The sequence below is a fragment of the Streptomyces sp. NPDC058662 genome (genome assembly GCF_042716255.1).
Lineage (GTDB): Bacteria > Actinomycetota > Actinomycetes > Streptomycetales > Streptomycetaceae > Streptomyces.
In genome coordinates this window covers 25,582-43,104 of record NZ_JBHXRU010000032.1, presented here as the reverse complement: position 1 = coordinate 43,104, position 17,523 = coordinate 25,582, and the positions used below count along the sequence as shown (strand labels likewise).

15 protein-coding genes and 1 riboswitch are annotated in these 17,523 nt (G+C 74.1%); of the genes, 3 read left to right on the top strand and 12 right to left on the bottom strand.

Annotated features, from left to right (window positions below):
* Positions 1-41: 41 nt before the first annotated feature.
* Both ACFWUQ_RS14485 and ACFWUQ_RS14480 read right to left on the bottom strand, forming a co-directional pair.
* Positions 42-1,616, bottom strand: a complete 1,575-nt coding sequence (locus ACFWUQ_RS14485; RefSeq protein ID WP_384537558.1) for an RNA polymerase sigma factor — start codon at positions 1,614-1,616, stop codon at positions 42-44.
* 215 nt (positions 1,617-1,831) lie between these two features.
* Positions 1,832-2,593, bottom strand: a complete 762-nt coding sequence (locus tag ACFWUQ_RS14480; RefSeq protein ID WP_384537555.1) for a methyltransferase domain-containing protein — start codon at positions 2,591-2,593, stop codon at positions 1,832-1,834.
* 64 nt (positions 2,594-2,657) lie between these two features.
* Positions 2,658-2,752, top strand: a riboswitch (ZMP/ZTP riboswitch).
* Positions 2,753-2,817: 65 nt separating this feature from the next.
* Here ACFWUQ_RS14480 and ACFWUQ_RS14475 point away from each other — a divergent pair.
* Entirely contained in the window at positions 2,818-3,663 is an 846-nt protein-coding gene (locus ACFWUQ_RS14475; RefSeq protein WP_384537610.1) for a bifunctional 5,10-methylenetetrahydrofolate dehydrogenase/5,10-methenyltetrahydrofolate cyclohydrolase, read from the top strand.
* A 184-nt stretch (positions 3,664-3,847) separates the two neighbouring features.
* Here the strand turns inward: ACFWUQ_RS14475 and ACFWUQ_RS14470 are convergent, their stop codons facing one another.
* The 4 genes from ACFWUQ_RS14470 to ACFWUQ_RS14455 form a co-directional block, all read right to left on the bottom strand.
* The gene (locus ACFWUQ_RS14470; RefSeq protein ID WP_384537553.1) at positions 3,848-5,032 is read right to left on the bottom strand and encodes an MAB_1171c family putative transporter; all 1,185 of its coding nucleotides are present in this window, start codon (positions 5,030-5,032) and stop codon (positions 3,848-3,850) included.
* Positions 5,029-6,600 carry an FAD-dependent monooxygenase gene (locus ACFWUQ_RS14465; RefSeq protein WP_384537551.1) on the bottom strand — a complete coding sequence of 524 codons (1,572 nt, stop codon included), beginning with the start codon at positions 6,598-6,600 and terminating at the stop codon, positions 5,029-5,031. The genes ACFWUQ_RS14470 and ACFWUQ_RS14465 overlap by 4 nt, the downstream gene beginning before the upstream one ends.
* A gap of 97 nt (positions 6,601-6,697) precedes the next feature.
* Entirely contained in the window at positions 6,698-7,264 is a 567-nt protein-coding gene (locus ACFWUQ_RS14460) for a toxin-antitoxin system, toxin component (RefSeq protein ID WP_384537548.1), read from the bottom strand.
* Positions 7,261-8,505 carry a hypothetical protein gene (locus ACFWUQ_RS14455; RefSeq protein ID WP_384537546.1) on the bottom strand — a complete coding sequence of 415 codons (1,245 nt, stop codon included), beginning with the start codon at positions 8,503-8,505 and terminating at the stop codon, positions 7,261-7,263. The genes ACFWUQ_RS14460 and ACFWUQ_RS14455 overlap by 4 nt, the downstream gene beginning before the upstream one ends.
* A gap of 302 nt (positions 8,506-8,807) precedes the next feature.
* Here ACFWUQ_RS14455 and ACFWUQ_RS14450 point away from each other — a divergent pair, with 302 nt between their 5' ends.
* Positions 8,808-9,230, top strand: coding sequence for a hypothetical protein (locus tag ACFWUQ_RS14450; protein WP_384537543.1), 423 nt, complete (start codon positions 8,808-8,810; stop codon positions 9,228-9,230).
* Here ACFWUQ_RS14450 and ACFWUQ_RS14445 read toward each other — a convergent pair.
* Positions 9,216-10,025 carry a helix-turn-helix domain-containing protein gene (locus tag ACFWUQ_RS14445; protein WP_384537540.1) on the bottom strand — a complete coding sequence of 270 codons (810 nt, stop codon included), beginning with the start codon at positions 10,023-10,025 and terminating at the stop codon, positions 9,216-9,218. The genes ACFWUQ_RS14450 and ACFWUQ_RS14445 overlap by 15 nt on opposite strands.
* A 24-nt stretch (positions 10,026-10,049) precedes the next feature.
* Positions 10,050-11,852 (bottom strand): FAD-dependent oxidoreductase, encoded by a 1,803-nt coding sequence (locus ACFWUQ_RS14440; RefSeq protein WP_384537538.1) that lies wholly within the window; start codon positions 11,850-11,852, stop codon positions 10,050-10,052.
* A 219-nt stretch (positions 11,853-12,071) separates the two neighbouring features.
* On the opposite strand from ACFWUQ_RS14440, the gene ACFWUQ_RS14435 reads away from it, so the two are divergent.
* The gene (locus tag ACFWUQ_RS14435) at positions 12,072-12,377 is read left to right on the top strand and encodes a 4a-hydroxytetrahydrobiopterin dehydratase (RefSeq protein ID WP_384537535.1); all 306 of its coding nucleotides are present in this window, start codon (positions 12,072-12,074) and stop codon (positions 12,375-12,377) included.
* Between the two features lie 20 nt (positions 12,378-12,397).
* On the opposite strand, the gene ACFWUQ_RS14430 is transcribed toward ACFWUQ_RS14435, so the two are convergent.
* From ACFWUQ_RS14430 to ACFWUQ_RS14415, 4 genes are all read right to left on the bottom strand, one after another.
* Complete coding sequence (locus ACFWUQ_RS14430) at positions 12,398-12,826, bottom strand: RICIN domain-containing protein (protein WP_384537532.1); 429 nt, start codon at positions 12,824-12,826, stop codon at positions 12,398-12,400.
* 17 nt (positions 12,827-12,843) lie between these two features.
* Positions 12,844-13,692: an aldo/keto reductase gene (locus tag ACFWUQ_RS14425; RefSeq protein ID WP_384537529.1), complete on the bottom strand. Its 849-nt coding sequence runs from the start codon at positions 13,690-13,692 to the stop codon at positions 12,844-12,846.
* Between the two features lie 100 nt (positions 13,693-13,792).
* Positions 13,793-14,569: an ABC transporter ATP-binding protein gene (locus ACFWUQ_RS14420; protein WP_384537526.1), complete on the bottom strand. Its 777-nt coding sequence runs from the start codon at positions 14,567-14,569 to the stop codon at positions 13,793-13,795.
* A complete protein-coding gene (locus ACFWUQ_RS14415; protein ID WP_384537523.1) occupies positions 14,566-17,523 on the bottom strand; it encodes an ATP-binding cassette domain-containing protein in 2,958 nt (985 codons plus the stop codon). Before ACFWUQ_RS14415 ends, ACFWUQ_RS14420 begins: the two co-directional genes overlap by 4 nt.

The window sequence follows — 17,523 nt, the reverse complement described above, 5'->3', positions numbered from 1 at the left end:
GGCCGCCGGCCGGAGCGGGGCCGCACGACGGCCCGGGCCCCTCAGTCGAGGTAGTCGCGCAGCACCTGCGAACGCGAGGGGTGGCGCAGCTTCGACATGGTCTTGGACTCGATCTGGCGGATGCGCTCACGGGTGACCCCGTACACGCGCCCGATCTCGTCCAGGGTCTTCGGCTGGCCGTCGTTGAGGCCGTAGCGCATGGAGACCACGCCCGCCTCGCGCTCCGAGAGCGTGCCCAGGATGGACTGGAGCTGCTCCTGGAGGAAGGTGAAGCTCACCGCGTCCGCCGGGACGACGGCCTCGGAGTCCTCGATGAGGTCGCCGAACTCGCTGTCGCCCTCCTCACCCAGGGGGGTGTGCAGGGAGATCGGCTCACGGCCGTACTTCTGGACCTCGATGACCTTCTCCGGGGTCATGTCGAGTTCCTTGCCCAGCTCCTCCGGAGTGGGCTCCCGGCCGAGGTCCTGGAGCATCTGGCGCTGCACGCGGGCGAGCTTGTTGATGATCTCGACCATGTGGACGGGGATGCGGATGGTGCGTGACTGGTCGGCCATGGCACGCGTGATCGCCTGCCGGATCCACCACGTGGCATACGTGGAGAACTTGAAGCCCTTGGTGTAGTCGAACTTCTCCACGGCGCGGATCAGGCCGACGTTGCCCTCCTGGATGAGGTCCAGGAAGAGCATGCCGCGGCCGGTGTAGCGCTTGGCGAGCGAGACCACGAGGCGGAGGTTGGCCTCCAGCAGGTGGTTCTTCGCGCGCCGGCCGTCCTCGACGAGGATCTCCAGCTCGCGCTTGAAGGCGGGCTTGTGGTCCTCCTCCTCTTCTAGCTTGTACTCGGAGAAGAGGCCGGCCTCGATGCGCTTGGCGAGCTCGACCTCCTGCTCGGCGTTGAGGAGGGGCACCTTGCCGATGAGCTTGAGATAGTCCTTGACCGGGTCGGCGGTGGCGCCGGCCACCATGACCGTCTGCGCCGGGGCGTCGTCCTCGTCGTCGTCGGACAGCACGAAGCCCTGGGTGCCGCCGGGCTTCGGCGTCTCCTCCTCGGCCTCGTCGACGAGGTCCTCGGCCGCCCAGTCCTCGCCCACGGGCGTCTCGGCCTCGTCGGCGTCCTTGGCTCCGGCCTTCTTGGCGGCGGTCTTCTTCGTCGCGGTCTTCTTCGCGGCGGCCTTCTTGACCGTCCGCTTCTTCGGCTCGGCGGCGGCCTCGGCCGACACCTCGTCCGCGGGGGCGGGTGACGTCGGAGCCGATATCGCCGTGGCGGTGGCCGGAACGGTCGCCGCGGTCTTGCGCGCGCCGATGGGCCGCGGCGCCGCGGCCGCCTTCTTGGTCACGGCGCGGGCCGGGGCGGCGGCGGCCTTGCGGGGCTTCTTGGCGGCAGCCTTGGTGGCGGGGGCCGCGCTGACGTGAAGGGCGACACCCTCCTCGTCGAGAACCTGGTTCAGGCTGCGCAGGACCCGCTTCCACTGGTCCACCGGGATGCGTCCGGCCTCGAAGGCCTGACGCACGTCGTCGCCGTTGATGTGACCCTGCTCGCGGCCGCGCTCGACGAGCGTGACGAGGGCCTCCGATTCGGCGATCTCCGGAGGGAACGTACGGGACGGGCTGAGCGACACAAGGAGCCTCTCGTTGCGAACAAGTAAGGGGGTGGGCGGGCCATCATCGCGCGAACTCGGGAAACAGACCCGAGGGGGGTCGGTATTCCGTGCCGCGCGAGGACACCTGTCGGTTCATCGCATGCCCGAGTCGATTCGTTACGCGCTGAATTGAGTGACCTGCGCCACGCTGTGGCCGCGCAACCGATCCGGCGGGGTTCCGTCCGCCCTCTCCGTCAGCCCGTTTTGCGGGCCTCGATGAGGAAGCGGGCGGTGTGCGCGACGAACGGGCCGTCGCGTTCGATCCGTTCGTGCAGCTCGCGCAAGCGGTCCCGGTAGGGCCCGACCGCGAAGCCGGGCACCATCCAGATCACCTTCCGCAGAAAGTAGATCACGGCTCCGATGTCGTGGAACTCCGTACGCAGCCGCTCGGAGCGCAGATCGACGACTTCGAGGCCCGCCTCCGCGGCCGCGGCGACCGCGTCGTCGGGGTGCCGGCCCCGCCGGACGGCCTCCGGCTGCGGGCCGAGGAAGTACTCGACGAGCTCGAAGACGCTCGCGGGACCGACCTGCTGGGAAAGGTAGGCGCCGCCCGGTTCCAGCACCCGGGCGATCTCGTCCCACCAGATGGTCACCGGGTGCCGGCTGGTGACGAGCTCGAAGGCCTCGCCCCCGAACGGCAGCGGCGGCTCGTCCGCGTCCGCCACCACGACCGCGCCGAGCGGGTGCAGCAGCCGGGTCGCCCTGTCGACATGGGGCGGCCAGGACTCCGTGGCCACCGTCAGCGGCGGCAGCGGGCCGGCCCCGGCCAGGACCTCGCCCCCGCCGGTCTGGATGTCGAGGACGGACCGGACCCCGGCCAGACGCTCGCGCAGGAGGCCCTGGTAGCCCCACGAGGGCCGCTGCTCGGTGGCGCGGCCGTCGAGCCAGGAGAAGTCCCAGCCGTCCACGGAGACCGACTCGGCCTCGGCGACAAGATGGTCGAAAGTACGCGTCATGCAGCGATCGTCCCAGGTCGGACGCCCGTCAACCACCGGACAAGTCGACCTTCGACTAGAGTGGGCGGCGGGCCGTGACTGGCGTTCGGGTGGATCACCACCGGGGAGCGGCCCGGCGCACCTCCCGTGCGTCGACTGCCGCGCGCCTGGGCGAACCGCGATCCGCGACCGCGATCCGCAGCGACGTTCAGGAGACCCCCGTGACGACTGCCACCGCCCGCCTGATGGACGGCACCGCCCTCGCCCGCCGCATCTCGGAGCAGACCGCCGCCCAGGCGGCGAGGATCACCGAGCGCACCGGTACCGCGCCCTGCCTGGCGACGGTGCTCGTCGGCGAGGACCCCGCGTCCGTGACGTACGTGCGCATGAAGCAGAACCGGTGCGCCAAGGCCGGGATCACCTCCCGCCACGTGGAGCTGCCCGCCGAGACCACCACCGAACAGCTGGTGGCCGCCCTCACCGAACTCTCCGAGGACCCCGCGATCAGCGGCATCCTGCTCCAGCACCCCGTCCCGCACCACATCGACGAGCGGGCCGCCTTCGAGGCCATCGCCCCCGGCAAGGACGTCGACGGGGTCACCATGCACTCCTTCGCCGCCATGGGCTTCGGACTGCCGGGCTTCGTCTCCTGCACCCCCGGCGGCATCATGCGCCTGCTGGAGGCCTACGACGTCGACCTGACCGGCAAGCACGCCGTGGTCGTCGGCCGCAGCGCCATCCTCGGCAAGCCGGCCGGGATGCTGCTGCTGGAGAAGAACGCCACCGTCACCTACTGCCACTCGCGCACCGTCGACCTGCCCTCGATCGTGCGCCAGGCGGACGTGCTCGTGGCCGCCGTCGGCAAGGCCGAGTTCATCCGGGGCGAGGACATCAAGCCCGGCGCCGTGGTCCTGGACGCCGGCTACAACGAGGGCAACGTCGGCGACGTCCACTTCGAGTCGGCCGCCGCCCGCGCCTCGCTGATCACCCCCGTACCCGGCGGCGTCGGCCCCATGACCATCGCCGTCCTGCTGGAGCAGACCGTCCGCGCCGCCGCCGCCCAGGCCGGCCTGGACCTCGCGAACCTCTGACCCACCCCGCCCCGCACGGCCGGCGGAACGCCACGGACCCCACGGTCCGGGGCGTTCCCCGCGTCAGCCGCCCCCAGGAGGACCGGGTTCCCGGCGGCCGCGTGGTTCGCGAGCCGGAGCGGGGGGCCAGGAGGGCGGCCGGGCCGACAGGGTGTGCCGACAGGGTGTGGGGTGCCGCTCGCGATCAGGGTTCGTGCGGTGGTGTCACGGGGCGGCGGCGGGCGGCCGCGACGATGGGGGAGCTGCGGAACTCGCGGGCCAGGGAGGTCAGCGGCTGGCCGCCCAGGCGGTACGGCTCCCGCTCGGCGGGCGGCGGCGGGGGGCCGTGCGCGGCCGCCGCCTTGCGGCGGCACGCCACGGCGAGGACGGCCGCGTCCGCCACCACGCAGGCCCGCTCCTCGTCCATGCCCTGCCCGCGCGCCGTCTCGTACGCGGCGTGCCGCACGGCCGGGTCGAACCAGCAGGCGAGGGCGAGGATGCCGTCGTCGATCACGGACTCGCGGTGGATCAGCCGGATCCCCACCGGCGACCACCAGGCCAGTGGCACGGTCCGCACCCGCGAGGCGGCGAAGCCGCGCAGCGCCTTCCACAGCGGGTGCAGCCGCCGGTACTGGCTGAACTCCCGCCAGGTCGCCGACCCGCCGACCAGCGGCACGATGAAGCCGGTCGCCACCATCAGCGCCGCGGCCGACGCGAACGGCGGCGCCACGTCCGTGGACAGCCGGTCCCAGTCGCGGCCGCTCCAGCGGGCGCCCAGTGCCGTCCACTTCGCCACGAGGTACCCCAGGTCCAGCAGGCCCCCGAGCATGATCAGGCCCAGTCCGGTACGCAGCGGCCGCAACTCGCGGTCGGTGCGCAGCAGCCACCGCCCGGACAGCAGGGTCAGCGCGGAGATCCCCACGCTGTGCGCCAGCAGGTAGCAGACGATCATCTCGCGGATCCACGGCGTGTTGGCGTAGTACGTGTCCAGGTCCCGCAGCCGCTCGACCGGCGCGTCCCCGATCATGAACAGGGTGACGATGAGCACCGCCACACCCCCGTACACGGCCACCGTCAGCCGGGTGGCGCGGCGCACCACGGCCGGTGGTCCGCCGCCCCACTGCAAAACCAGGACGAGGCAGCACCCGGAGAACGCGGTGATCACGCAGAACACCAGCGGGGCCGCGAAGTTGACCACTCCGGTGAGCCGGTTGACCGCCGCGATGGTCGGCGGCGCCGCCAGGAACATCACCAGGCAGCCGACGAGCAGCAGCGCGCACACCGCCCGCATCAGGGGCTGGTCCCAGTCCCGTCGCAGCGTCGGCGCCTTGATGAGCAGCGCCAGGACCAGCAGCGATCCCGGCACGTAGAGGATGAGCCCGTGCGTCATCGGGCCCGGCCGACGGGGTCGACCGGGTGGGCCGGATCGACCGGGTGGGCCGGATCGACCGGGCGGGACGCGGCCGCCGCATCCGGCAGTTCGGGCAGTTCAGGCAGGTCGGACAGAGGGGGCAGGGCGGACAGATCCGGCAGGTCCGTCGGGGCCGGTGCCCCGACCGGGTCACGGTCGAGGCCGGCCACGGCCCGTTCCGCCGCGGTCAGCGGCGCGGCCTTCAACGCGTCGCGGTCCGAGGCGCGCAGGACGTGCCAGACCACCGAGGGGCGCAGCCAGTACGTGGGCGCGCTGCTCATGGTGATGACCTGGAGGAAGGCGGAGGTGAGCGCCTCCCGCGTGGTGGCGCCGGTCATCAGCCGACTGACGTACCCGTTGAGCAGCCCCGCCCCGGCCCGCGGCGCCATACCGGTCGCACCCGGGTACAGGATGTCCTGGGAGGTGGCCAGCTCCCACGCGGTGCCCACCTGCGGGGCGAGCGCGCGCTGCGCCCGGCGGCCGAAGCCCGGCTGGGCGAGGCCACGGGCGCGGAGCAGGGCCCGTACGGCGAGCAGCCCCTGGGCGGCGACCGTCATGCCCTGGCCGTACAGCGGGTTGAAGGTGGCGACCGAGTCCCCGACGGCGAAGAAGCCGTCGGGCAGGTCGGCCTTCTCGAAGTAGAGCCGGCGATTGGCGTTGCCCCGGGTCACGGCGACGTCCGTGAGCGGCGTGCGGCCTTCCAGCAGCTCACCCACGATCGGGTCGCGGATGCCCTTGGCGAACGGGATGAACTCCTCCGGGTCGCCGGTCGGCTGCCCGCCCCGGGTGCCGGACAGGGTGGCCTGCCACCGCCCGTTCTCGATCGGCACGATGGTGGCCGTCCGGCCGGGGACGGGCACCCGCGGGTCGGACTGGACGTTGACGATGGGGAAGCCCATCTCGTGCGCTCCCGGGGGCGCCGCGAAGACCCGGGTCGCGTAGACCAGGCCGGAGTCGACCTCGGCCCGCTCGATACCGCTCACTCCCAGCTCCTGGAGCCAGGTACGGGCCCGCGAGCCGCGCCCGCTCGCGTCGACCACGAGATCGGCGTCCACCAGCCGCCCCCGCCCGTCCGGGGTGTCGATCCGGACGCCGGTGATCCGCGCCGCGGTGCCCTCCAAGGCGGTCACCCGGGTCTCCTGGAGGGTGGTGACCCCCTCCAGGGAGGTCACCCGGGCGCGGACCACCGAGTCGAGGAGGTCGCGGCTGCAGGAGATGTTGAACTGCTTCTCCGCGCAGCGCGGGATCCAGCCCTGGGCGGTCTTGGTGACCAGGTCGCCGGGCAGGCTGCGGCGGATCGCGCCGGCCCGCGTCCACTCCTCGGTGATGCCCGGCAGGATCTCCTCGATGGCGCGGGCCCCGCCCGACCACATGACGTGGACGTGCCGGGCCTGCGGCAGGCCGCGGCGCGGCTCGGGGCTCTCCGGCAGGGTGTCGGCGTCGATGATCGTGACCGCGGCGTGCTCGGCGAGGACGGCGGCCGCGAGCAGGCCGGCCATACTTCCGCCGATGACGACGGCGTGACGGAGCGGTGAGGTCTGGGTCATCGATCGGGCTCTCTGTCGGGGCCGAGCGCTGGGCATCGGCGCGAAGGGTGAGCGGCGCGGAGACGGGGCGCCCCGGTGCCGGTGGGCCGGGTGGCGCTCAAAGCCCCCAGCCGAGCGAGGACTTGATGCGCTCGATCCCCTCGGGGAAGTGCTCTTCCCTGGGCGGTGGCGGCAGGTACGGCTTCAAGGTCTTGCCCAGGTACAGGCCGAAGATCTCGGCCCGGACCTCCGCCGGGTCCTCCCGGTCGGTGCGCGCGGCGGCCTGCCGGACCACCGCGCCGAGCCCGGTCTCGGAGCAGAGCAGCTCCGCGAGGTCGCCGTGGTGGCCCGTCAGCCGCGCCGCGACCGCCATGCCCGGCCCGTGGCTGTCGCAGGTGCCCTCGTCCACGTGCCACAGCTCGTGGCAGGCGATGACGAGCTGGTGTTCGGGCCGGGTCCGCTCCTCGACGACGATCAGGTCGCGCTCGTCCATCTCCAGCCACAGCCCGCTGGCGGTGTCGGGCGGGAACGAGGCGAACCGGAAGTCGACCTTCCGTCCGCCCCGGCGGCGGCTGTACGCCGCGCACAGTCCCCCGATGATCTCGGCCGCGTCCGCCGGCGGAGTCAGCCGGGCGGCCGCGAGCAGGTCTCCGCCGAGCCTGCGCATCGCCCTGGTGGTCCTCATGGTGCTTCCCCCTCGGTCGTTCTCTCCCCGTCGCACCCGGGGCCCGCGCCGGCCGCGCGCTCCCCGTCGTGCCCGCGGCCCCCGTACGCCCCGCGGTCCCCCTGCCGGCCGTACGCCCCGCGGTCCCCGTACGCCCCGCTGTCCCCGTACGCCTCGTCGCTCCCGTCCCCGTACGCCCCGCCGTCCCCGTCCCCGTGCCCGTACGCCCCGCGGTCCCTGTACGCCCCGTAGCCCCCGTAGTCCGCATATCCCCCGCGCTCCCCGTCCGGGACGGCGTCGGCGGCCGCGTGTCCGCCGTCGTGCCCCTCGCGTGCGCGGTCGAGCTGCCCCTCGCGTGCGAGCAGGTCGTCCAGGTGGTCGGCGAGCGACTTCCAGCCCCGCGGGGAGAGCAGGCAGGCCCGCGTCACGATGCTCCGCACGTCGTGGGCGCGCAGCACCGTCAGCATCGGATTGCCCTGCCGCCCCTGCGGGAAATCCGCTTCCAGCTCGCGTTCGATCCGGTCCAGGACGGTCGTGAGCGCCTCGGTGTCGTCGGCCAGCAGGAAGCCGCTCTCGACGCCGTAGAACCGCTGGATGCCCGCCGCCGCGGCGAGGTTGGGCAGTCCCTCGCCCTGCGCGAGGCGGGTCAGCGACTGCCCGGACGCGCAGAACGAGCCGGCGATGGCCGCGAGCGAGTGGGGCTGCCCGTCCTCGCGCACCCGGGTGCGGCGCAGGTGCTCGAACCGCCGCCGCACCTGTTCCCGCAAAGACTGGCGGGGCGGCCTGCCGTCGAGGGTGAGCAGGATGGCCCGCGGGCTGATGCCGGTGAGGTACGACAGGTGCTCCACGTCGCCCCGGCCCTCCGCCGCCGTGGTGGCCGACAGGGCGAGGGCCCGTTCCACCGCGCTCTTGCTGTCGGCCAGCAGGAAACCCGCGTAGACCCCGAAGAAGCGCTGCACCCCCGCCGCGTGGCCCAGCCGGGGCAGGCCGGTGCCCGCGTTGAGCGGGCCCAGGGAGGCGCCCGGAGCGTCGAAGTCGTCGGCGATGGCGGCGAGCGGCCACTCCCGGCCGTGCTTGTCGCGCCGCGTGGCGCGCAGCCGCAGGAACCGCCGGTGGACGCGCTGCTCCAGCGGCAGCTCGGTGGCCGTGCCGGCCACCACCAGGGGGATGCGGTCGGGGTCGACCCCGGACAAGCGGCTCAGGCGATCCGGGTCGAGGACCTGCCCCGGGTCCAGCCCGCGCCCCTCCGATAACGCCTCCACGCGACGCCAGGTCGCGGCGAGATCGGTTCGGGCGGCGGCTCGCACCGGCTGATTCTCCGTACGTCGACAGGGAGTTCGAGGGATCGGGGCTGTGTGAAGCCTAACCGTACGCACCCCGCCGAACCAGGGGCACCCCAACATTCCCTGCCGCCGGGCTCAAGAAACGTTGGCATGACCTCGGAGGTAATCGACCCCGGACGGGCGCCGCCGCACAGTGGGGGCAGCGGGTTCCGGAGCCGCGCACTCGGCGCCGGGACCCGTACCCACGCGCGCACCCCGACCTCGACGGAGGCTGATCCCCCATGTCCGCGACGCTGATCGGCGGCATCGCCCGCACCCCTGTCCCGCAGACCGCGCTGCGCCGCTTCCTCGCCCTCGACGCCGTCGTCACCGCCGGCAACGGCCTCGCCTACGCGGTCTTCCCCGACGCGCTCGGCCGCCTCCTCGGGGTCGGTCCGGAGCTGCTGCCGGTGCTCGGCGTGCTCCTCGTCGGGTACGGCGCCGGCGTCGGCCTGCTCGCCTCACGGCGTCGGCCGCCCGCTCCCGCCGTGAAGCTGGTCGTCGAGGTGAACTGCGCCTGGGCCGTGCTGAGCCTGGTGTCGCTGCTGCTCTGGTCCGCGCCGACCGCGGCCGGCCTGTTCTGGATCCCCGCGCAGGCCCTCGTGGTCGCCGCGTTCGCCGTGCTCCAGCGGCTCGCCCTGCGGTCGGTCTCAGCCGTCCAGTGAGCGCAGGTACTTCACCGTCGCCGGGTCGGCCGGCAGCAGGGTCTCGATGGCGAGCTCGGCGACGGTCACGTCCATCGGCGTGTTGAAGGTGGAGATGGAGGAGACGAAGGACAGGATCCGGCCGTCGTGCTCGATCCGCAGCGGCAGCGCGAGGTACGGTACGGGCTCCTCCACCGGTCCCGTGTCCCCGGGCCGGTCCGGCACCGGGTACGCGGCCACCTCCGCGTACAGCGCGCGCAGGGGCTCCGAGCGGGCCAGCGCGATCTGGCGTTCCATCTGGGCCAGCAGGTGGCCGCGCCACTCCCCGAAGTTGTGGATCCGCCCGGCGAGGCCCTCCGGGTGCAGGGTGAGCCGCATGGCGTTCAGCGGCGGTTCCAGCAGGTGCGCGGGGATGCCGTCGAGCAGCATCGCGATGCCCCGGTTGGCGGCCACCACGTCGTAGGCGCTGTCCACAACCAGGGCCGGGTACGGCTCGTAGCCGGTCAGCAGGCGCTCCAAGCCCTCGCGCAGGGAGCTCATCGAGGGGTCGTCGAGCGGGGTCCGGCGAAACCTGGGCGCGTAACCGGCGGCCAGGAGCAGCGAGTTGCGTTCGCGCACCGGCACGTCGAGGCGGTCGGCGAGCCGCAGCACCATCTCCTCGCTGGGCCGCGAGCGACCCGTCTCGATGAAGCTGATGTGCCGGGAGGAGGAGTCGGCGCGGCCCGCCAGCTCCAGCTGGCTGATGCCGCGCCGCAACCGCCAGGTGCGCAGCAGCGCGCCGACGGCTCCCTCCGCCCGGGGCGTCGTGGTCGTCATGCGCACGACGGTAGCCGACCGCCGTCAGCCCAGGTCGAAAACGTTCCGCAGCCCGAGGCGGTAGCGCCACGCGTCGTGCCGCTTGGCGGACTCCACCCCCGGCGCCCGGTACAGGGGCCGCACCGTGCACCGGGAGAGGGCCGAACCGTCGCGGTCCAGCAGGGCGTTGACGGCGGCCCGGGCCGAGGCGTTGGCGCCCTCCATCGTGGCGAGGTCGATGTCGACCGCCACGTAGTCCCCGCTGAGGAAGAAGTTCGGGATCCGGGTGCCCGCGCTGGGGCGGTTGTGGAACGTGCCGACCGGGTGGATCAGCAGCTCGTCCTCGTTGGTGGGGTTCGGGGTGCCGAGTCCGTCCACGCCCGGGTCCAGGAACCACGAGTGCAGCGCGGAGTCCTTGAGCACGGTGGCGCCCGAGTCGTTGAGGGACGCCTTCAGCTGCGCCCACACCTCGCGCGCCACCTCCTCGCGGGTGCACTGCTTGGCGGTCCTGCCGTAGAGCAGCCCCGGCTTGTCCCACTCCGAGATGTCCACCGACAGGCAGTCGACCGCCGCGCCGTCGCCGTAGTCGGCGGGGAAGTCGCGGGCCGGCCAGTGCTCGGCCTGCTGGATCGCCGTGAGGGACCAGGGCGAGTCGACGCAGTTGAGGTGGCCGTGCACGAGGGGTGCACGTTCGGTGAGGTAGAACTGGATGCCGGTCATCCAGTCGGTCCGCAGTCGGTCGCACCGGCCCAGCATGGGGTCGGCGGCCCGCAGCGCGGCGCTCCAGGTCCGGCGGGCGTGCTCGACCGGCAGCGCGGAGACGTAGTGGTCGGCGGTGACGGTCTCCCGGGCGCCGTCCGGCCCCTCCACCGAGACCCCGCTCACCCGGCCGTTCCCGTACCGCACCTCCCGTACGGTCCAGCCGATCCTGAACTCCACGCCGAGGGAGCGCAGATGCCGCTCCCACGGGTCGATCCAGGCCTCGTTGGTCGGCAGGTTCAGGATCCGGTCCGGCGGGCCGTCCGCGCCCCGGCCCAGCAGGTTGAAGACGAAGGCCTCGCCGAGGGTGCCGACCGTACGGGTGGACGCCTCCTCGGCCTTGGTGGCGACGATGTTGCGGGTGACGCCGATCGCCAGGATGCGCTGGTACTCGTTCGACATCTGCTCCGCGCGGACGAACTCCCACCAGGGGGTGCGCTCCCAGACCTCGTCGCGCCGCTCGTCGCAGCTGGTGAGGAAGACGAGCGCGCGGTTCACGAAGTAGGCGCTCTCGTGCGGCGGGAGGCGGACCAGCGACTGCAGGATGCCGGTGAGGGCCCGCCGCAGCTCGTCGGGCGTCAGCTCGGCGGGGGAGTGGCCTGGCCAGGGGATCGGGGCCCGCAGGTCCTCGCGGCCCGCGGCGCGGGCGAACATCATCTCGCGCGGGGCGACCAGGTTGTCCCACACGCCGTTGGCGTTGCCGGGGAAGGGGATCCGCCGCATGGTGTCCGGCAGGTTGTGGTAGATGCCGGGGATGAAGCGGAAGCCGTGCTCGGCGGGCAGCGGCCGGCGGCCGCCGCGCGCACTGCCGGGCACATCCATGCTGCGGGCCTTGCCGCCGAGCGCCCGGCGCTCGTACACGGTGACGGCGTAGCCCCGCTCCGCGAGTTCGTGCGCGGCGGTCAGTCCGGCCACCCCGCCGCCGAGGACCGCGACGCGCCGGCCCGCCGACGGGTCCGCGCCGGCGTGCGCCGTACCGGTCTCGGCCGCCGCGGCCCGGGACCCGGAGGCCCCGGCGGCCGACAGGCCTCCCGCGGTGGCCGCGCCCGCCGCTATGAACGTACGCCTGGAACTGCCCGTGCGCGCCATCCGGTGCCCCCTCGTTACCGCTGGTAACAGTCACGTCCGGCGCAGGAGCATAGGGGGACGGCGAGCCAGGAGGAAGGCACTGGTCCACCCGGGCGCACTATGGCGCGAACGGTTCGCTCCGGGGCGCGTTGTGCGAACCTTGACGCCACACGCAGTGCCCCGCAGTGCCCCGCACGCCACACCACGCCGTGTCACGTCACCGGAACGAGGAGCCGCCGCATGCCGAGTGAGCCGCTGTCGCAGAAGGAGATCGAGGACCGCCTGCGGGAACTCCCGGGCTGGGCCTTCGAGGACGACCGCATCTCCCGCACCTACCGCCTGGGCACGCACTTCGCGGCGAGCGCCCTGGTCGCCCACATCGCGTCCGTCCAGCAGGAGTTGAACCACCACTCCGATCTGACACTCGGCTACGACACCGTCCGGCTCTCGGTGCACAGCCACGACGCGGGGGGCGCCGTCACGGCCACCGACTTCGAGCTGGCCGAACGGGTCGAGGCCCTGGCCCCCGCCCACGGAGCGCGCTGAGGGCGCCCCGCGAGCGGCGGCTACGCCTCCGGCGCCGGCTCCAGCCGCCACCACTGGGCCGGCGAGTCGGTGTCCTCGCCCTGCCGCACCCGCCCCTCCCCGTCCGCCTCCAGCGGCAGGCCGCTGATGCACGCGATCAGGGACACCACCCCCGGCGCGTCGAGGTGCTCCTCGACGATCCACTCCTGCGCCCCGAAGGCGTTCGCCCGCCACACCTGCACCCGGGCGCCGCTCTCCGTCGAGGCGTTCGCGACGTCGAGCCGACGCTCGTTGTCCTCGCTCACCACGTGGTAGATCCCGCCGCCGCTGTGCACCGGGGCGATCCGCCACCGGCGGGCGGCCTCGGGGGCGGGCGGGCCGTCGACGCCCACCCGTACCCGGGAGGCGCCCTCCAGTTGGAGCACCAGCCCGCTGTCCACGTTGCGGATGAGGCAACGGCCCTCGCGCATGGTCACCTGTGCGCCGCTCAGGCGTCGAAGACGGCCGGGTCCGGCCCGATCCGGCGGCCCGCGGAGCCCGCGCCCAGGGCGTCGAGCGCGGCGGTCTCGGCCGGGTCCAGCTCGAAGCCGAAGACGTCCAGGTTCTCCCGGATCCGGGCGGGGGTCACCGACTTGGGGATCACCACGTTCCCGTGCTGGAGGTGCCAGCGCAGCACCACCTGCGCGGCGCTGCGGCCGTGCCGGGCCGCGATCTCGGCCACGACCGGGAGGGTCAGCAGCTCCTTGCCCTGGCCCAGCGGGGACCAGGCCTCGGTGGCGATGCCGCGCTCGGCGTGGAGGGCGCGCAGTTCGGCCTGGGGGAGGAGCGGGTGCAGCTCGATCTGGTTCACGGCCGGCACCAGCGCGCTCTCGGCGCCGATCCGCTCCAGGTCCGCGGGCCGGAAGTTCGAGACGCCGACCGCCTTGGCGCGCCCGCTCGCCGCGATCTCCTCGAAGGCCTTCCAGATCGCGACGAAGTCCTCGCGCATCGGGCGCGGCCAGTGGATCAGGTACAGATCGACGTACTCCAGGCCCAGCTTGGCGAGCGAGGTGTCGAACGCGCCCAGCACCGCGTCCCGGTCCCAGGAGCGGTCCGGGCCGTTCCACAGCTTGGTGGTGACGAACAGCTCCTCGCGCGCCACACCCGAACCGGCCAGCGCCTTCCCGGTGCCGGCCTCGTTGCCGTAGACCGACGCCGTGTCGATGCTGCGGTAGCCCGCCTCCAGTGCCGTCGCGACCACCTTCTCGGCTTCCGCGTCCGGTACCTGCCAGACGCCGAAGCCGAGTTGGGGCATCAGCGTGCCGTTGTTGAGCTTGATGGTGGGGACCTGGTTCACGTCGGTCGTTCCCTCGCGTCGGTGGGGGGCGTACGAGGGGCGACAACCGGCCACCCGCACGACGTATTCCCACCCCGCCCCCACCCCCGTACGGCCCGATTCAGGCCGTCCCCAGATACGCCTCCCGTACCAGCGGATCGGCCCGCACCTCGGCCGCCGTGCCCTCGGCGAGCACCGCACCGAGGTCCAGGACCACCACCCGGGCGCAGAGGTCCATCACGAAGGCCACGTTGTGCTCGACCAGCAGCACCGCGCAGCCCTCCTCCCGCGCCAGCCGCCGTACGACCGCGGCGAGCTGCTCGCGCTCGGGCACCGACATCCCGGACGCCGGCTCGTCCAGCAGCAGCACCCGCGGCGGGTCCGCCACGGCCCGGGCCAGCTCCACCATCCGGGCCCGCCCGACGGGCAGACCGCCCGCGTACGAGGGCCCGAGCGCGCCGATCCCGCAGTCGGCCAGCACCCGCTCGCCGCGGGCCCGCCGTTCGCGTTCGCGGGCCCGCCGGGCCGGAAAGGCGAGCAGGTCCGCGGCGAGGCCGCCCCCGCCGCCGCGCCACTCCTGGGCGACGAGCACGTGGTCGGCGACGCTGAGCTGCCCGAACAGCTGCTGCCGCTGGAAGGTTCGGCGCATCCCGTGCCGGGCCCGCCACACGGGGGAGCGGCGGGTGATGTCCGCGCCGTCCAGGAGCAGGCGCCCCCGGTCGGGGCGCCGGATCCCGGACAGGACGTCGAACAGCGTGGTCTTGCCCGCGCCGTTCGGCCCGATCAGCCCGCACACCTCCCCCGCCCGGACCCCGAGGTCCACCCCCGTCAGCGCCTTGACGCCGCCGAAGCGCACGCTGACCCCGGTCGCCTCCAGCACGTACCCGTCCCCGCTCATGTCGCCATCCCCAGGTAGGCCTCGGTGAGCCGGTCCGCCTCCACCTCGGCGCGGGGGCCGCACCAGGAGACCCGGCCCTGGGAGAGGTAGGCGACGGTGTCGGCGACGCCCAGGATCTCGGCGGCCTTCTCCTCCACCAGCAGCAGCGCCGTCCCGGCGTCGCGGACCTCGGTGAGCAGCGCGTACACCTCCTCCACCACGCGGGGGGCGAGCCCGAGGGAGGGCTCGTCGGCGATCAGCACCCGCGGCGGCCGCTGCAGCAGCGGGGCCAGGGCCAGCATCTGCTGCTCCCCGCCGGACAGGGCCCCGGCGGCCGTCGAGCGCCGCTCCCCGAGGCGCGGGAACCGGTCGTAGACGGCGCTGCGCGCGTCCGCCTCCGTCAGGTACAGGGCCAGGTTCTCCTCGATGGTGAGCGCGGGGAAGATCCCGCGGCCCTCCGGGGCGAGCAGTACCCCGGCCCGGGACCGCCGCACGGCCCCGTCCCGGGTCGCGTCCCGGCCGCCGACGCGCACGCCGCCGTCCAGGGCGGGCAGCAGCCCCGCGGCCACCCGGCAGGCGGTGCTCTTCCCGGCTCCGTTCGGTCCGAGCACGGCGAGGATCTCCCCCGCGCGCACGGTGAGGTCGATCCCGTGCAGTACGAGGCCGCCGTCGTACCCGGCCGTGACGCCCCGCAGCTCCAGCGCCGGGACAGCCCCGTCGTCGGCGCTCTCTGCGGCGTGGCCGTCCGGGGGCGAAGTCCCCGCCGGGTGCGACGCGGAGCCCCGCGGCGGCGGCACGGGGGCACGGCCCCCGGCCCCGGTCCCGGCGGCAGCCCCGGCGGCAGCCCCGGCCCCGACCCCGGCGGCAGCTCCGGTCCCGGCCCCGACCCCGGCGGCAGCTCCGGTCCCGGCCCCGACCCCGGCGGCAGCTCCGGTCCCGGTCCCGGCCCCGGTCGCAGCCCCGGTCCCGGTCCCGGCGGCAGCCCCGGCCGCAGCCCCGGCCCCGGCCCCGGCGGCAGCCCCGGTCCCGGCCCCGGACCCGGCCGCAGCATCCGCAGCCGCCGCGGCACCGGCCCGCTTCCGGGCCCGCCGCACCGGCACCGCGGCGCAGTACCCGTCCGGGTCGTTGGCCAGGGCCAGCCCGGCCAGACCGAACAGGATCACCGGCAGGTGCGCGGACGCGGTCACGTAGTCCGCCATCACCCGCGGCGCGACCGCGAACACCAGACCCGCAACCACCGCGTACTGCGGCCGGCGGACCCCCGCAGCGACCACCACCGCCAGCCACACCAGCCCGGTCATCGCCGTGAAGTCGGTCGCGGTGACACGGGTGTTGTACGAGGCGTACAGGACGCCGCCGAACCCGGCCAGCCCCGCCGACAGCGTGAACAGCAGCAGCTTCGTCCGCAGGACGGACACCCCCGAGGCCGCGGCCGCCGCCGGCGCGGACCGCACCGCGAGCATCGCCCGCCCCGACGGAGAGTTCCGCAGCGCGCTCAAGCCGGCCGCCACCAGCGCGACGAGGACCACCAGGGCCACCCCCATCGCCCGGTCGTCGGAGAGGTCCAGCGGTCCGATCACCGGACGCGGGACCAGCCACCCCGCGTCGCCGTTGCGCAGCCACCGCAGCTGGAAGAGCACCTGGTCCGCGAGGAACGCCAGCGCCAGCGTGGCCAGCGCCAGGGACCGGCCGCCGAGGCGCAGCGCGGGCAGCGCCGCGAGCGCCCCCAGGAGCGCCGCCGCGCAGGTGCCCGCCGCCAGCGCCGCCGCGAACGGCCAGCCCCGGCTCATGAGCAGCCCGGCCACCAGGGCGGCCCCGGTGACGAAGGTGGCCTGGGCCAGGGACACCATCGCCCCCAGGCCCGTGACGACGGTGAACGACATGAACACCAGGGAGATCGCCAGCCCCTGCGTCAGCAGGCCGCTCCAGAACGGCGTGGTCACGGTGCAGAAGGCCGCGCACAGGACCGCCGCGCCTCCTGCCCACACCCCCCAGCGGCGCCCCCAGGACGCCCCGGCCAGATGGTCCACCGGCGGGGTGTCCGCGGTCGCGACCCCCGCCGTCCGCGCCCGCCGGGTCAGCACCAGCAGCCCGCCGAACAGGATCAGGAAGGGCACCGCCGTCCGGAAGCCGGTGACGCCCTCCGCGAACGACGCGTACCCGGCCACCAGGTTCTGCAGTACGCCCAGCCCCAGCCCGCCCGCGAAGGCGAGCGGCACGGACGCGAACCGCCCGATGACCGCCGCCGTCGCGGAGACGAACAGGAACAGCGTGAAGTCGTGCGCGGACAGCCCCAGCAGCGGGGTGGCCAGTACGCCCGCCAGGCCGGCCAGCCCCGAGGCGATCATCCACGCGATCGACGACAACCGGTCGGCGCTGATGCCGCGCAGCTCCGTCAGCGAGCGGTTGTCGACGGACGCCCGCAGCCGCAACCCGAGCCGGGTGCGCCGCATCAGCACCCACAGGGCCACCGCCACCAGCGCCGTCACCACCCAGGTGATCAGCTGGTCGGAGTCGACTCCGACCCCGTCCGCGAGCTGCCAGGACGTCGCGGGGCTCGGGCCGACACCCGGCAGCCCGAACTGGTTCTCCGCCGGCTTGAGCGGAGCGCCCGCGTCCACGAGCAGCTCCACGGCCCACAGCCCGGCGGCCGGCAGCGCCACCAGCAGGCCGATGGTCGCCACGATCTGCGCCGTCTCCCCGACCCGCGCGAGCCGCCGGAACATCAGCCGGTCCAGCCCCCAGCCCAGTCCCGGGGCCAGGACGCACACCACCAGCAGCGCCGCCGGGACGGCCGGCCAGCCCAGGCCCGAGTGCAACTCGTAGAAGGTGAGCGCGCAGAGGTAGGCGGTGGCCCCGTGCGCGAAGTTGAACAGCCCGGACGCCGAGTACGACAGCACCAGCCCGGTGGCGAGCAGTGCGTACAGGGCGCCGGAGACCAGACCGCTCAGGACGAAGACGAGCAGATCTCCCAT

Bases quoted from the DNA above. Each gene is read 5' to 3' on its own strand.
- ACFWUQ_RS14415 (WP_384537523.1), bottom strand. From the start codon at position 17,523: ATGGGAGATCTGCTCGTCTTCGTCCTGAGCGGTCTGGTCTCCGGCGCC.
- ACFWUQ_RS14440 (WP_384537538.1), bottom strand. From the start codon at position 11,852: ATGGCGCGCACGGGCAGTTCCAGGCGTACGTTCATAGCGGCGGGCGCG.
- ACFWUQ_RS14445 (WP_384537540.1), bottom strand. From the start codon at position 10,025: ATGACGACCACGACGCCCCGGGCGGAGGGAGCCGTCGGCGCGCTGCTG.
- ACFWUQ_RS14475 (WP_384537610.1), top strand. From the start codon at position 2,818: ATGGACGGCACCGCCCTCGCCCGCCGCATCTCGGAGCAGACCGCCGCC.
- ACFWUQ_RS14420 (WP_384537526.1), bottom strand. From the start codon at position 14,569: ATGAGCGGGGACGGGTACGTGCTGGAGGCGACCGGGGTCAGCGTGCGC.
- ACFWUQ_RS14480 (WP_384537555.1), bottom strand. From the start codon at position 2,593: ATGACGCGTACTTTCGACCATCTTGTCGCCGAGGCCGAGTCGGTCTCC.
- ACFWUQ_RS14450 (WP_384537543.1), top strand. From the start codon at position 8,808: ATGTCCGCGACGCTGATCGGCGGCATCGCCCGCACCCCTGTCCCGCAG.
- ACFWUQ_RS14435 (WP_384537535.1), top strand. From the start codon at position 12,072: ATGCCGAGTGAGCCGCTGTCGCAGAAGGAGATCGAGGACCGCCTGCGG.
- ACFWUQ_RS14460 (WP_384537548.1), bottom strand. From the start codon at position 7,264: ATGAGGACCACCAGGGCGATGCGCAGGCTCGGCGGAGACCTGCTCGCG.
- ACFWUQ_RS14465 (WP_384537551.1), bottom strand. From the start codon at position 6,600: ATGACCCAGACCTCACCGCTCCGTCACGCCGTCGTCATCGGCGGAAGT.
- ACFWUQ_RS14430 (WP_384537532.1), bottom strand. From the start codon at position 12,826: ATGCGCGAGGGCCGTTGCCTCATCCGCAACGTGGACAGCGGGCTGGTG.
- ACFWUQ_RS14470 (WP_384537553.1), bottom strand. From the start codon at position 5,032: ATGACGCACGGGCTCATCCTCTACGTGCCGGGATCGCTGCTGGTCCTG.